The organism is Actinomadura geliboluensis, assembly GCF_043197915.1.
In the GTDB taxonomy this organism is placed as follows: Bacteria; Actinomycetota; Actinomycetes; order Streptosporangiales; family Streptosporangiaceae; genus Spirillospora; species Spirillospora geliboluensis.
The window spans coordinates 249908-262752 of record NZ_JBICUA010000004.1; the positions used below are offsets into that span (position 1 = coordinate 249908).

The following is a 12845-nucleotide window of genomic DNA, read 5'->3' on the forward strand; positions in this document are numbered from 1 at the left end:
TAGAAAGGTCGGATGTGTCCGGATAAGGACGGAGCGCGTCATGCGGCGGACCCGGCGCGCCACTCCCAGCGGCGCAGCGCGCGCCGCAGCGAGCGGGCGTCGGAGTAGCCGAGGCGGCGGGCCACCGCCTCGCGGGTCAGGGCGCCGTCCTCCAGCAGGAGCCGGGCGCTCCGGCCGCGCACGTACTCCAGTTCGTCGCGCCAGCTCGTGCCCGCGTCGTGCAGCCTGCGCTGGAGCGTTCGGGAGCTCACCGCCATCCGGGTCGCGACCCAGCCCACGGTGACGGGGCCGTCGGGGAGCGCGGTCGCGATGAGGCGGCGCATGTCGTCCAGCCAGTCCGGGTCCGGGGCCGGGTCGGGGCACGGACGCAGCTCCGGACGGACGCGGGCGGGTGCGGGCGGACGGCCCGCCTCCCGGTGCGCGCGCCGCAGCACGCTGGCGAAGACGAGAACGGACATGGCGGCCCCCTTGCTCCTTGATCGGCGTTCGCCGCCGACGCTAGAGAGCGGAGGACGGGGGCGAATCCGTCAAGCGATCAGGCTCTCCCGCAGGAGCAGGCCGTCCCGCGCCGCCGCGCTCGCGGCGCTCGCCGGGACCTCGGCGACGAGGGCGAACCGGCCGTACCCGTCCGCCCCGGCGGACAGCGAGCCGCCGGCGGCGGTGGCCCGCGCGGTGAGGTTCGCCAGGCCCCTGCCGGACCCCTTCCCCAGGCCCGCGTCTCCCGGCCGGCCCGCGCCGTCGTTGCCGACCGTGAGCCGGAACGTCCCCTTGTGGACGGTGACCGCGATGTGGCAGCGCCGGGACCGCGCGTGCCGCAGCACGTTCGTGACCGCCTCGCGGAGCACGGCGGCCAGCACGGCGTCCACGGCGGGCGGCGCGGTGGGCCAGCGCTCCGGGTCCATCCGCACGCGGGCGCCGACAGCCGCCAGCGCGACGCGCGCCGCGTCCGCCTCCTCGCGCAGCACCAGGGCCGGCTCGTCCTCCGCGACGGCGCTCGCCTCCGCCCGGGACCGGTCGGCCAGCACGATCAGCTCGGCGAGCTCGGCGCGGGCGCGCGCCGGGTCGCTGCCCGCGACGCGGCGGGCCAGCTCCGCCTTGACCGTGATCGTGGACAGCCCGAGCCCGAGCAGGTCGTGGACGTCCCGGGAGATGCGCAGCCGCTCGTGCAGCGCCGCCATCCGGGCCAGCCGCTCGCGCGCGGCGGCGACCTCCCGGGCGAGGCGCGGCAGCCGGTCCAGCGCGTACACGATCACGCCGATCTGCACCGACACCGCGCAGGTGTAGAGGTGGAACAGCGTGCCGTGCGACGCCCACAGTGCGGGCGCGTACCAGGCCGCCACCGTCGCGCCGAACAGCCACCACGCGACGCGGCCGGGCGCGACCAGCAGCGCCGACGCGGTCACCAGGCACGCCATCGTCGCCCACTCCCAGCCGAGTACCGCGAACGGGACGAAGACCAGCGCGAACTGGACGGCGAACGTCCAGGCCGCGCCCTTCGGCCGCCGTCCGCGCAGCACCGTGCCGGAGTGGCGGAGCTGGAGCGCCCCGACCGCACCGGCCACGACGACCGCCGCGCCGATCGTCCACGGGTCGCCGTCCGCGCCGGCCTGCACGTACATGACCTGCTGGACGCCGAAGCCCGCGGTGATGATGGCGAGGATCGTCCAGGCCAGGCGCGGCTGCGTGACCACTCCCTGCCGCGCGGCCGGGGGCGGCGCGGCCTGCAGCGCGCCGATGATCGAGCGGACGTCGCCGAGGGCGCGGCGCGCCGTGCGGACCACCTCGTCCAGGTCGGCGCGGGACGGCGCGGCGCCCCGGGCGAGGGCGCGGCGGCTCGCCGCCTCGATGCGGGTGAGCGCCGCGTCCAGCACGGCGCGCAGGCTGCCGGACGCCGCGATCCGCTCCCGCGCCGCGGCCGCCGCCGCGAACTGCGCGCGGGTGAGGTGCAGCTCCCGGATCAGGCCCGCCAGCCGGGTGAGCGCGTACATCGACACCCCGACGTTGACGGTCGCCATCATGCAGAACGAGACGCTGTCGGGCGGCCACCCCTGCGCGTGCCGCAGCAGGCCCTCCGCACCGGCGATGAGCGCCACGAGCAGCCATGACAGCGGGGGGCGCACCAGCAGCAGCACCGCCCCGGCGAGGAACCCGCCCGCCACCGGGTACCAGTCGTTGCCGAACACCAGCAGAGGCAGCACCGCCAGCGCGGCCTGCGCCGCGAGCAGCACCACCGCCCTGCGGGCGCCGGGCCGGAACGCGCGCGGCCCGTACAGCACGAACAGCAACTGCACGCCGAAGACCAGGACGATCACGACCGTGGCCGACACCAGCAGCCGGGACGGGCCGGTCTCGGCCTGCTTGAGCAGCCGCGTCTGCAGCGTCAGCCCGAAGTAGAGGACGATGATCGCGCGGACGAGCAGGGGCGTGCGGTCGCCCCGGCCGGGACCGCCGCCCCCGCGACCGTCCTCGCCGTCGTCATCGCCGCCGCCGTTCAGGACGCGTGCGACACGCCACGTCCGCACCACCGGGCCCCCTCACCACCGCCCCTTCGATGATGAGTTGCCGGGACGATTCGATCAAGGGAAATGATCGGACGAATGGCCATATGGCGCTGCAGATCAATCGTTTGTGTTAGGCGGACCGGTTCTCCCGGCCCCCGGGGGCGGGCAGGCAGCGGTGGAGTTCCGCGCGGGACGCCACGCCGAGCTTCGGGAACGCCTTGTAGAGGTGGTAGGCGACGGTCCGGTGGCTCAGCCCCAGCCGGGCCGCGATCTGCCGGTTCGTCGCGCCGGTCGTCGCCATGCGGACGACCTGGAGCTCCTGCGCGGTGAGGCTGCCGGACGGGTGCCCGGCGGCGTCCGGCGGCGCGGTGCCCTCGCCCGCCGCGCGCAGCTCGCGGCGCGCCCGCTCCGCCCAGGGGACCGCGCCGAGCCGCTCGAAGACCTCCAGCGCGGCGCGCAGCCGCGCCCTAGCCCGCGCGCGGCGCCGCGCCCGGCGCAGCCATTCGCCGTACAGCAGTTCCGTGCGGGCGCGCTCGAACGGGCGGTCGGCCCCGTGGTGCGCCCGCAGCGCCAGCGTGAAGTGCCGCTCCGCGGCGGCGGGGTCGGACGCCAGCAGCGCCCGGCAGCGCGCCGCCGCACCGTCCGCCCACGGCCGTCCGGTGTCGCGGGCGAACGCCTCCAGGCGCTCCATGGGCCCGGCGGCGGCCTCGGGACGGCCCGCCGCGACCGCCGCCTCCACATGGTCGGCCAGGGAGAGGAACGCCGCCGGAGGGGACGCGGCCGGGTCCCGGTGCAGCTCGCGGAAGCGCTCCAGCGCGTCGCCCGGACGGCCCAGGCCGAGGGAGAGCAGGCCGAGCGCGTCGCCGACGCATGCGCCGGCGGCGCCATCGGCCGACAGCGCGCGGCAGCCCACCTCGTCCCCCTCGACCGCCGCCTGCCGAGCCCGGACCGAGGCCGCCGCCGCGATCAGCCGCCGCGACCCGGCACGTTCGGCCTCCTCCTGCGCCTCACCGGCCAGTGACCGCGCCGCGTCGTGGTCGCCGAGGACGAGCCGGGCCCGCGCCTCGGCGATGAGCACGCGCGGCAGCACAGCGGACGGCCCGTCCGCGCGGCACTGGGCGGCGAGCGCGGCGGACAGCTCCGCCGCGGCCGCGTCATCGCCGGTCAGCAGCGCCGCCTCGGCACCGAGGAGGCGGAGGCGCGCGTCGTCGGCGTCCCGCACCTGGACGGCGAGCCGCCCGGCGGCCGCCACGTCGCCGTCGAGAAGAGCCAGCGCCAGCCGCGCCTCGGGGGACGGCTCGTCCACCCCGGCCGACGCGTCGCGGGCCATCGCCCCGTCCCCGGCCAGCCAGCCCAGGATCACGGCCTCGTCCCGGCCCACGGCGGCGAGCGCGCGGTGCGCCGCCGCGCGCCGCGCGGTCGGCACGCCCTGGTAGGCGGCGGCGCGGGCGAGCGGATGCGGGAAGCGGACCGCGTCCTCGGTGAGCCGGACGAGACCCGCCTCCTCGGCCGCGTCCAGCGCCCCGAACGGCACGTCCAGGAGGCGCGCCGCCGCCGCGACGACGCCCGGCGAACCGGTGTCGTCGGCCGCCGCGACGGCCAGCAGGAACCGCGCGGCCCGGGGCAGGCCCTCGACGGCCCGCGCGAACTCCCCCGGGACCCGCGCGAACCGGGCGGACCCGGCGGCTGGGAAGCCGAGCAGCGCCAGCGGGTTGCCGCCCGCCCAGCCGACCGCGTCCGCGCGCCGCGCGGCGGGCAGCTCCGGCGCCCGCTCCGCGAGCAGGCGCTCCGCCGCGTCGTCGGCGAGGCCCGCCAGCGGCAGCTCGGGCACGCCGGTGCGCGACCAGGCGTGCGGGGCCGCCCCGGCGGTCCCGTCGCGGACCGCGATGACGATCGCGAGGCCGGATCCGGCGGCGCGGCGCGCGGCGAACAGCAGCGCGTCCGCCGACGCCCGGTCCAGCCACTGCGCGTCGTCGACTAGGCACAACAGCGGCGCGCCCGCCGCCAGCTCGGTGAGCAGCGCCAGCAGCGCGGGCCCGACGAGCAGGCGGGCCCGCGCGCGGGGCGGGACCGGGCCGAGCGCGGACCGCACCGCCGCCGCGTGCGCGGCGGGCAGCCGCTCCACCAGGTCCGCCCGGCCGGCGAGGAGCAGCTGCAGCGCCGCGAACGGGAGGGCGGCCTCGGCCTCGATCCCGGTCCAGCGCAGGACGCGCATCCCTCCGGCGGCCGACTCCGCGTGGCCGAGCAGCGCGGACTTGCCGATCCCGGCCTCGCCGCGCACGATCAGCGCGCCGCCGCCCGTCCCGGCGCGCGCACCCTCCAGCAGCCGGCCGATCTCCTCCTGCTCGGCCGACCGCCCGTACAGCGTTTCCCCCTGCATGCCCGAAATGCTCGCAAAAGGCCCACCCCCGGCCCAGTGCGTGCGGCACCGATCCGCATGTGGATCCGGCAGGGCCCGACTATGCGTTCCTCATATGCGGGGCCTTACACCCAGCCGAACTCGGCCGCGATGCGCACGGCGTCGATCCGGTTGCGCGCGTTGAGCTTGCTGATGCAGCTCGCCAGGTAGTTCCGGACGGTCCCGGTCGTCAGCGTCAGCACCAGCGCGATGTCGTCCACCCCGGCGCCCTCGGCCGCCAGCCGCAGCACCTCGGTCTCCCGGGCGGTGAGGGGACTGTCGGGCTGCCGCAGCGCCACCAGCGCGAGCTGCGGGTCCACCACCTGCTCGCCCGCCGCCACCCGGCGGATCGCGTCGGCCAGGTCGGCGGGCGGGACGTCCTTGAGGACGAACCCGTGCACGTGGGCGTCCAGCGCGCGGCGCAGATGCCCGGGACGGCCGAGACCGGTCAGGATCAGCACCCGGCACTCGGGCAGCCGGTCGTGCAGCTCCGCCGCCGCGGTCACCCCGTCCACCCCGGGCAGGTCGATGTCCAGCACCGCGACGTCCGGGCGGTGCGCGAGCGCGGCGGCGACGATCGCGTCGCCGCTGCCGACCTCCGCGACCACGTCGAGGTCGGGCTCCAGGCCGAGCAGCCCGGCGAGGGCGCCGCGCAGCAGCGCGACGTCCTCGGCGAGCAGGATCCGGACCGGCCCCGGCGCCCTGCCCGCGGGCGGCCGGGTCAGGTCAGTGTCCGCTCCTGTCATCGTCGACCACATCCTTCGGCTCCGGCGGCTCGCGGAAGACCGCCCGGATGAACAGCTCGGTGTGCCGCATGCACCGCTCCCGCGCCGCCCGCCGCGACTCGGGGTCGGCGTCGGCGTGCAGCCACAGCAGCCGGGCCTGCCCGACGGGCCCGAACAGCGCCCAGGCGAGGTCGGCGGGGCGGCCGAGGCCGGCGGGGATCCGCCCGGTGGCGATCCAGTGCTCGAACAGCCCGCCCGCCTCCTCCATCGACCTGGCGATGGTGCTGCCGAGGTCCATCTCGTGGACGAGGCCGTCGCGGACCATCAGGCTGATGAACAGCCGGCCGTTCGGCGAGTCCCAGGCGTCCAGCACGCTGGTCACCAGGGCGCGCAGGTACTGCGCCGGGTCCCGGTCGGCCAGCTCCGGGTCCAGTCCGTCGCGTCCGGCCATCAGCCGCTGCGGCCCGAGCCCGGACACCGCCGCGTCGAAGATGGCCTGCTTGCTGGGGAAGTGCGCGTACAGCACGCTCTCGCTGAGCCCGACCTCGCGGGCGATCGCGCGGATCGAGGTGCCCGCGTAGCCCTTCTGCGCGAAGAGCCGCAGCGCCGCGTCGACCAGCGCCGCCTTGGTGTCGCCCGCCTCCGCCTTGGGCGGGCGGCCCGGCCTCCGCCGGACCGCCCGGTCCCCCGTCTTCGTCACACCGCACCTCCTGCTCCCATCAAAGCACCGGTCGGCTAGGCACCGGCGGGGTGGGCGGCCTCCGTTTCCGCGCGCCCCCCGGCGGCCTCCGCAGCCGCGTGGCCCCGGTGCTGGAGGACCTTCGGCGACAGGACGAGCGCGACGCCCGCGACCGCCCACAGCGTCAGCACCAGCAGCGGTCGCCCGATCGCGTTGCCGTCGAAGTAGACGGTGTTGCGGACGGCCTCGGCCCCCGCCCCGAGCGGCAGCCACTCGCCGACGGCCGCGTACCAGGCCGGGACGAACTCGGCACCGAGCGGGCCGCCGCTCGCGGGGGCGCCGATGGGGACGAACAGGAGCACGGCCAGCGCCGCCGCCGGCGGGCCCACGACGCGCAGCAGGCCGCCGGTGACCGTCGCGACCGCGAACACCAGGAAGGAGACGAGCCCCCACAGCGCCCACGGCGAGCCGACGAGCGCGCCCGTCAGGCCGTCCCCGACCCAGGCGACGCCGCCGCCGAGGAGCAGCGCCCCGGTCAGGGCCAGGCCGATGCGCCGGCCGGCGCCGGCCTGCGGCACCACGAACACCATCAGCGCGGCGAGGATCACGCCGGGGATGATGGCGCTGACCGCGAGGAAGAACGCGGAGATGCCGTTGCTGTCGCTCTCGGGCAGCGCCCGGATGTCCTGCACCTGGACCTGCTGGCCGGTCGCGGTCCCGACCTGCTGGAACACCTCGGTGATCAGCGTCGTCTCGATCTTCCCGGCCGAGCTGGCGACGATCAGCCGCGCGCCGCTCTGACCGGGGACGAACACCCCGTCCACCTCGCGGTCCAGAAGCGCCTGCCGGGCGGCCTTCTCGTCGGCGTAGTGCTCGATGTCGAACGCGCCGTCCATGCGGGCGTCCAGGGTGGTGCCGACCTTGGCGGCGACGGCCTGCGGGCCGACGACCGCCACCGGCACCTCGTGCGGCTTCGGGCTGTGCAGGGCGCCGAGGAAGGACCCCGCGAACAGCATCCCGAGCAGTGTCACCGCGACAAGCACGGCGATGGGCTTGCGTGCGTTCATCACCAGACCTCCTGGTCCGTCGAGTACGGGTCTGTCGCGTACCGTCGGCTCAGAAACTAATCGCTCGTTCGCTTATTTTCCAGTCCGCGTCGGAATGACGCCCGTCACATGGCGGATTCGCCCCGCGCCGCACGGCCCTAGAGTCGGCTCCGCCGCCCTTGATCAGGTGCGGCGAAGCTGCGAGGAGGCCGCGTGTTCTACGGTTTGGCGTCGCATACCGCGGGGCCGCTGCTCCGGTTGCTGCTCCGGCCGCGCGTCGAAGGGCGGGCCAACATCCCCGCCGAGGGCCGGGTCATCCTGGCCTGCAACCACCTGTCGTTCGTCGACACCTTCGTGCTGTCGCCCGTCGTCGGCCGCCGCGTCGCCTACCTGGCCAAGGCCGAGTACTTCGAGGTGCCCGGGCTGGGCGGGCGCCTGCTGCGGCGGGCGCTGCTCGCCCTCGGGAACGTGCCGATCAGGCGCGGCCCGACCCGCGAGGCCGTCCGCGCGCTGGAACGCGCCGGCGCCCTGCTGGAGGACGAGGGCGCCGTGGCGATCTTCCCGGAGGGCAGCCGCTCCCCCGACGGCCGGCTCTACCGCGGGCGGACGGGCGTGGCGTGGCTGGCGCTGGCGACCGGCGCCCAGGTCGTCCCGGTGGCCATCGAGGGCGCCGAGCACATCATCCCGCTCGGCTCGTGGCGCCCCCGGCTCGGCACCCGCCCCCGGATCCGCTTCGGCGAGCCGATGGACTTCTCCCGCTACGCCGGCGCCGACCTGCCGCCCGGACGGCTGCGCCGCGTCGTCACCGACGAGGTCATGAACGCCGTCCGCAAGCTCTCCGGCCAGGAGTACGCGGGCGAGTACAACCCCCGCGCCGACCCCTGACCCTCCCCCCTCGGGCGCTGGGCCGTTAAGGGACGAGACCTCGGCGGCATTGCGGACGGACCGGTGGGCGGTCCGTGGCGGCATTTGAAGAACGGCCCTCGGCAGGGCGGCGCGGGCGGCCTAGTCTGGTCGCGTCCGTCCGGCACGCGCAGTCAGTGACACCATGACCACAGAACCGGCGGGGGCCGCCGTGAGCGATGACTTGACGCACCGTGTGCTGCCCTACGACGGGGTGGACGAGTACCTCGGCGGCGCCGTGCCGTTCCTGCGGGACGGCGTCGCGGCGGGCGACCGCGTCCTCGCCGTCTGCGGCACCGCGCGCGAGATGCTGCTGCGCGACGCCCTCGGCGGCGCCGCGGGCGAGGTCCGCTTCACCGACGCCGCCGCCTGGTACGCCCACCCGTCCCGGACCCTCGCCGACTGCCTGGGCGACGCCGCCGAGAGCGCCCGCCAGGGCCGCCGGCTCCGGCTGCTCGGCGAGCCGGCGTGGGCGACGCGGCCGCCGCTGGAGGTCGTCGAGTGGGAGCGGGCCGAGGCCCTGGTCAACATCGCGCTGCGCGGCACCGGCGCGTCCGTCCTGTGCCCGTACTCCGCCACCCTGCCCGCCGCCGTCGTCGCGGCGGGCCGCAAGACCCACCCCGAGACGGTGCGCGGCACCAGCACCCGGCCCAACCCCGGCTTCGTCGACCCGTGGACGTTCTGCGCCCGCTGCGACGCCGACCCGCTGCCCCCGCCGCCGCCCGGCACCGACGCGCTCGCCCTCGACGACCACCCCGACCTGTTCTGGCTGCGCGCCTGGGTCACCGACTGCGCGCGGCAGACGCCGCTGCCCGAGGAGGGCGTGCAGCGGCTGCTGGTCGCGGCCACCGAGGTCGTCACCAACGCGCTCCGGCACGGCGCGCCGCCCGTCGTCCTGCGGATGTGGGCCGACGCCCCCGGCGGCGACGCCTCCCTCGCCTGCGAGGTCACCGACGCGGGCCGGTGGCCGCCCGGCACGGCGTACGGGCTGCTGCCGCCGCGCCCGGAGGGCACCCCCGCGGGCGGGCGCTTCGGCCTGTGGGCGGTGCGCCTGCTGTGCTCCACCGTCCAGATCCGGACAGGCGAGGAGGGCACCACCGTCCGGCTCCGGCTCTCGCTGCCCCGCGCGGGGCACGCCGCCTAGCTGGGCCGCCGCCCGATGGACGGAGCGTGAGGCACTCCCTGCGTTGGGCTTCCAAAAGCTCCCCGGCGGCGTACCCTGAACAGATCCGCCCCGACCCGATGGGCAGGCCATGTCGACACCCTGGTTCGCCAAGCGCCCCGTCAGCGCCGTCCGGCCCGGAGACCACGCCTGGCTGGCCTACAGCGGCACCGAGGAGCGCGACCGCGTCATCGGGCCCTTCCTGCGCGAGGGCCTGCTGACCGAGGAGAAGGTCGTGTACGTCACCGACGTGCCCGCCGAACGGCTGCCCGGCCTCGGCGGCGCCGACGGGATCGACGTGGCCGAGTGCGTGCGCTCGGGCAGCCTGCGCGTCATCTCGCGGCGGGACGCGTGCCTCGACCGCGGCGGCGCCTTCGCCCCCGCGATGATGCTCGACACGATCGGGCGGGAGGTCGGCGGCGCGTTCGACGAGGGGTTCCGCGCGGTCCGCCTCACCACCGACTACAGCTGGCTGTTCCACAAGCCGGAACCCGCCGGCCTCGGTCCCATGCTGGGCTGCGAGCACGAGGTGGACGACGCCGTCGCGCCGAGCACCATGGCGATGGCGATCTGCCAGCTCGACCGGCGCGCGTGCCCGCCCGAACAGCTCCTGGCCCTCCGCGACACACACGAGGTCCTCGTGGAAGTGAACCCCGAGTTCGACGACGGGATCCTGAAGATCGTGCGCACCTTCGATCCGGCCGGGCTGCGGATCGAGGGCGAGCTGGACGCGGCCCGGCACACCGTGGTCGCCGAGAACCTCGCCCAGCTGGTCGCGCAGCGCGGCAGCGTCCACCTCGACCTGTCCCGGCTCGGCTTCATCGACCTCGGCGGGCTCAACCTGCTGGCACGGCACGCGACCCGGCTGCCCGCAGACCGGGCGCTCGTCCTCGACCACCTGCGGCCGAACGTGGAGGGCGTGATCGAGGCGGTCGGCTGGAACCGGCTGCCCGGCCTCACCCGCGGCGCGCGGCAGGGCGCTCCCGAAACGGAGGACTTCGCCTGATGGCACTGGAGCACAGGGCCTTCCTGTACCACGGCGCCGACGACTTCCTGTCGGTCACGGTGCCCTACCTGAAAGCCGGGCTGGAACGCGGCCAGACCGTCGTGGCGGTGGCGCGCGAGCCCAACCTCTCCGCGCTGCGCGACATCCTCGGCGACGACGGGGTCACCTTCGTCGACTCCGCGCGCTTCTACCTGCATCCCGTCCGCACCCTGCGGGACTACCAGGCCATCGTGAAGGACAGCGCGCCCCGCGGCGTGTGCGCGCTCGCCGAACCGGTCTGGGACGGCTGGGACGAGCGGCAGACCCTGGAATGGATCCGCTACGAGTCCCTCATCAACGTCGTGTTCGAGAACGCCGACGCCAGCGCCCTGTGCCCGTACGACGCCGAGGCGCTGCCGCCGCGCGTCCTCGCCGAGGCGCGGCGCACCCATCCGCTGCTGCTCGCCCCCGGCCACGACGGCGCGAACGACGCGTACGTCGACCCGGTGGCGTTCGGGTCCGGCTGCGACCGCGACCTGCGCGCCGGCGGCGGCCCGCGCCCCGGCCGCCCGGGCGACGCCGAGTACCTGCCGATCGACGGCGACGACCTGCACGCCCTCCGGTCGTTCGTCGCCGTCCGGGCGCGCGCGCACGGCCTCGGCGAGCAGGCGGAGCAGAACCTCGTCACGGCCGTCAACGAGGTCGCCGCGAACGCGCTGCAGCACGGCACCCCGCCGATCGGCCTGTGGACGTGGCATGACGGCCCCGACCTGGTCTGCGAGGTCGGCGACCACGGGTTCTGGCGCCCCGGCCCGAGCCCGCTGACCGGTTTCGTCCCGCCCGACTCGGCCCTGCAGAGCGGCTTCGGCCTGTGGACCGTCCGCCTCCTGGTCGACCTGATGGAGCTGCGCGCCGGCTGGGACGGCACGTTCGTCCGCCTCCGCAAGCGCCGCTAGCCGTACGGCCGGCCGGCCGGGCGGCCCTCGGCGTCGGGCGTCGGGCTCGCCGTCGGCGCGGGCCCCGTGGGGACGCCCGCACTCCCCGGGCGCGAGGCTTCCGGCATCGCGGTCCGGCCCGGCTCGGAAGTGCTCGGCACCGGCGACGGCGTCAGCGGGCCGGGCCACGACTCGGACGGCTCGGGCGGCGCCGGTGACACCGGCGACACGGGCGGCGCCATCGGCCGGGGCGGCTCCGGCTCCCGCACCCCCGGCCAGAACAGCACCGCGACCGCCACCAGCACGGCGGCGGTGACCGCGGCGGCCAGTGTCGGGAGCGTCCAGCGGCGCGCGGCGCGCGCCCGCGCGGGCGCGGCGGCGCGGCCCGCCTCCTGGAACCGGCGGACGGCCGCGGGGTCGGGACGGATCTCGTCGGCGGCGGCGCGGTAGTGCTCGCGCAGCAGGGCGTCCAGGTCGTCGCTCACGCCCGGTCCTCCCTCATGTGCTTCCGCAGCGCGGCCATGGCCCGCGCGGTGTGGCTCTTCACCGTTCCCCGGGAGATCCCGAGCGTCGCGGCGATCTCCTGTTCGCTCAGATCGCACCAGTACCGCAGCACGACCACCGCGCGCTGCTTCGCGGGCAGCGCGCGGAGCACCGCGTCGAGGTCGCCCCCGGCGGCCCCCGCCGCCGGGGGCGCGCCCGCGAGCCGCTCCACGTCGGCGACGGACCCGACCGGGGTGTCGCGCCGCCGGGCCCACCGCCGCTTCTCGTCGATGGCGAGGTTCACCAGGACGCGGCGCGCGTACGCCTCCGGGTCCCCGTCCGCGAGCCGCCCCCACCGCCGCGCGACCCGCTCGTAGGCGGTCTGGAGCAGGTCCTCGGCGAGGTGCCGGTCGTAGACGAGGAACACGGCGGTGCGCAGCAGCCGGCCCGCGGTGGCGGCCACGAACTCGTCGAACGTGGTCTCCGCCCCGCGGACCTCCTGGGCGCTCAACGTGGACAGACCGCACCTACCCGCCGTGCGACGGCTCGGGCACCGGGCTCCGCGCCGGCGCGCCCGGCGGCGCCTCCGCGCACTCGGATGGTGCCGGGACGGGGCTCGCCGAGGGCATGGGCCTCCCCGGCCGCGCGGTCGGCTCGGGCGCGGGCGCCGCCTTCCCCGGCGGCACCGACGGCACCGGCGTCGGGGCCTCGGACGGCGTCGCCGGCGGGGCGGGGGCGGGCGCCTCGCGCGGGGGCGTCACCGTCGGCACCGGCGAGGGAGTTCGCGCGGGCTCCGCGGGCGCCGGTTCCGACGGGCACGGCGTGACCGGGACGGGCGACGGCGTGACGGCGGCGGGCGGCGGCGACGCGTGGATCGTCGCCTCGTTGGCGGCGGGCGCCGCGGCCGGGGACGGGCCCGGCCCGGTGGCGAGCCAGGCGCCCGCGGCGACGGCCCCGGTCGCGCCGAGCCCGGCCAGTGCGAGCAGCGGCCCGCGGCGGATGCGACCCTTGTCGATCATGTTGCTCCT

At 76.8% G+C, this 12845-nt stretch carries 13 protein-coding genes; 4 read left to right on the forward strand and 9 right to left on the reverse strand.

From position 1 onward, the window contains the following. Positions 1-38 precede the first annotated feature (38 nt). The 6 genes from ACGFI1_RS15490 to ACGFI1_RS15515 form a co-directional block, all read right to left on the reverse strand. Complete coding sequence (locus tag ACGFI1_RS15490) at positions 39-458, reverse strand: helix-turn-helix domain-containing protein (protein ID WP_392785837.1); 420 nt, start codon at positions 456-458, stop codon at positions 39-41. Positions 459-527: 69 nt separating this feature from the next. Then, positions 528-2522, reverse strand: a complete 1995-nt coding sequence (locus ACGFI1_RS15495) for a sensor histidine kinase (RefSeq protein WP_392785839.1) — start codon at positions 2520-2522, stop codon at positions 528-530. Between the two features lie 109 nt (positions 2523-2631). Continuing rightward, complete coding sequence (locus ACGFI1_RS15500; protein WP_392785841.1) at positions 2632-4881, reverse strand: helix-turn-helix transcriptional regulator; 2250 nt, start codon at positions 4879-4881, stop codon at positions 2632-2634. A gap of 104 nt (positions 4882-4985) precedes the next feature. Next, positions 4986-5645, reverse strand: coding sequence for a response regulator transcription factor (locus tag ACGFI1_RS15505; RefSeq protein ID WP_364553112.1), 660 nt, complete (start codon positions 5643-5645; stop codon positions 4986-4988). Then, complete coding sequence (locus tag ACGFI1_RS15510; RefSeq protein WP_387075175.1) at positions 5626-6324, reverse strand: TetR/AcrR family transcriptional regulator; 699 nt, start codon at positions 6322-6324, stop codon at positions 5626-5628. The genes ACGFI1_RS15505 and ACGFI1_RS15510 overlap by 20 nt, the downstream gene beginning before the upstream one ends. A 35-nt stretch (positions 6325-6359) precedes the next feature. Further along, the gene (locus ACGFI1_RS15515) at positions 6360-7370 is read right to left on the reverse strand and encodes a hypothetical protein (protein ID WP_392785843.1); all 1011 of its coding nucleotides are present in this window, start codon (positions 7368-7370) and stop codon (positions 6360-6362) included. A 192-nt stretch (positions 7371-7562) separates the two neighbouring features. On the opposite strand from ACGFI1_RS15515, the gene ACGFI1_RS15520 reads away from it, so the two are divergent. The 4 genes from ACGFI1_RS15520 to ACGFI1_RS15535 all read left to right on the forward strand — a co-directional run bounded on the left by ACGFI1_RS15520 (position 7563) and on the right by ACGFI1_RS15535 (position 11355). Beyond that, positions 7563-8234 carry a lysophospholipid acyltransferase family protein gene (locus ACGFI1_RS15520; RefSeq protein ID WP_138640429.1) on the forward strand — a complete coding sequence of 224 codons (672 nt, stop codon included), beginning with the start codon at positions 7563-7565 and terminating at the stop codon, positions 8232-8234. 190 nt (positions 8235-8424) lie between these two features. Continuing rightward, positions 8425-9396, forward strand: coding sequence for an anti-sigma factor RsbA family regulatory protein (locus ACGFI1_RS15525; RefSeq protein WP_392785846.1), 972 nt, complete (start codon positions 8425-8427; stop codon positions 9394-9396). A gap of 109 nt (positions 9397-9505) precedes the next feature. Continuing rightward, a complete protein-coding gene (locus ACGFI1_RS15530) occupies positions 9506-10420 on the forward strand; it encodes an MEDS domain-containing protein (RefSeq protein WP_392785847.1) in 915 nt (304 codons plus the stop codon). Next, entirely contained in the window at positions 10420-11355 is a 936-nt protein-coding gene (locus ACGFI1_RS15535; protein WP_386874724.1) for an anti-sigma factor RsbA family regulatory protein, read from the forward strand. Before ACGFI1_RS15530 ends, ACGFI1_RS15535 begins: the two co-directional genes overlap by 1 nt. On the opposite strand, the gene ACGFI1_RS15540 is transcribed toward ACGFI1_RS15535, so the two are convergent. From ACGFI1_RS15540 to ACGFI1_RS15550, 3 genes are read right to left on the reverse strand one after another with little or no spacing between them, the layout of a single operon-like run. Next, positions 11352-11819, reverse strand: coding sequence for a hypothetical protein (locus ACGFI1_RS15540; protein WP_392785849.1), 468 nt, complete (start codon positions 11817-11819; stop codon positions 11352-11354). The genes ACGFI1_RS15535 and ACGFI1_RS15540 overlap by 4 nt on opposite strands. Continuing rightward, entirely contained in the window at positions 11816-12328 is a 513-nt protein-coding gene (locus ACGFI1_RS15545; protein ID WP_301176136.1) for a SigE family RNA polymerase sigma factor, read from the reverse strand. The genes ACGFI1_RS15540 and ACGFI1_RS15545 overlap by 4 nt, the downstream gene beginning before the upstream one ends. A 16-nt stretch (positions 12329-12344) precedes the next feature. Further along, positions 12345-12836 (reverse strand): hypothetical protein, encoded by a 492-nt coding sequence (locus ACGFI1_RS15550; RefSeq protein ID WP_392785851.1) that lies wholly within the window; start codon positions 12834-12836, stop codon positions 12345-12347. Positions 12837-12845 lie beyond the last annotated feature (9 nt).

Bases quoted from the DNA above. Each gene is read 5' to 3' on its own strand.
- ACGFI1_RS15490 (WP_392785837.1), bottom strand. From the start codon at position 458: ATGTCCGTTCTCGTCTTCGCCAGCGTGCTGCGGCGCGCGCACCGGGAG.
- ACGFI1_RS15500 (WP_392785841.1), bottom strand. From the start codon at position 4,881: ATGCAGGGGGAAACGCTGTACGGGCGGTCGGCCGAGCAGGAGGAGATC.
- ACGFI1_RS15505 (WP_364553112.1), bottom strand. From the start codon at position 5,645: ATGACAGGAGCGGACACTGACCTGACCCGGCCGCCCGCGGGCAGGGCG.
- ACGFI1_RS15515 (WP_392785843.1), bottom strand. From the start codon at position 7,370: ATGAACGCACGCAAGCCCATCGCCGTGCTTGTCGCGGTGACACTGCTC.
- ACGFI1_RS15530 (WP_392785847.1), top strand. From the start codon at position 9,506: ATGTCGACACCCTGGTTCGCCAAGCGCCCCGTCAGCGCCGTCCGGCCC.
- ACGFI1_RS15535 (WP_386874724.1), top strand. From the start codon at position 10,420: ATGGCACTGGAGCACAGGGCCTTCCTGTACCACGGCGCCGACGACTTC.
- ACGFI1_RS15550 (WP_392785851.1), bottom strand. From the start codon at position 12,836: ATGATCGACAAGGGTCGCATCCGCCGCGGGCCGCTGCTCGCACTGGCC.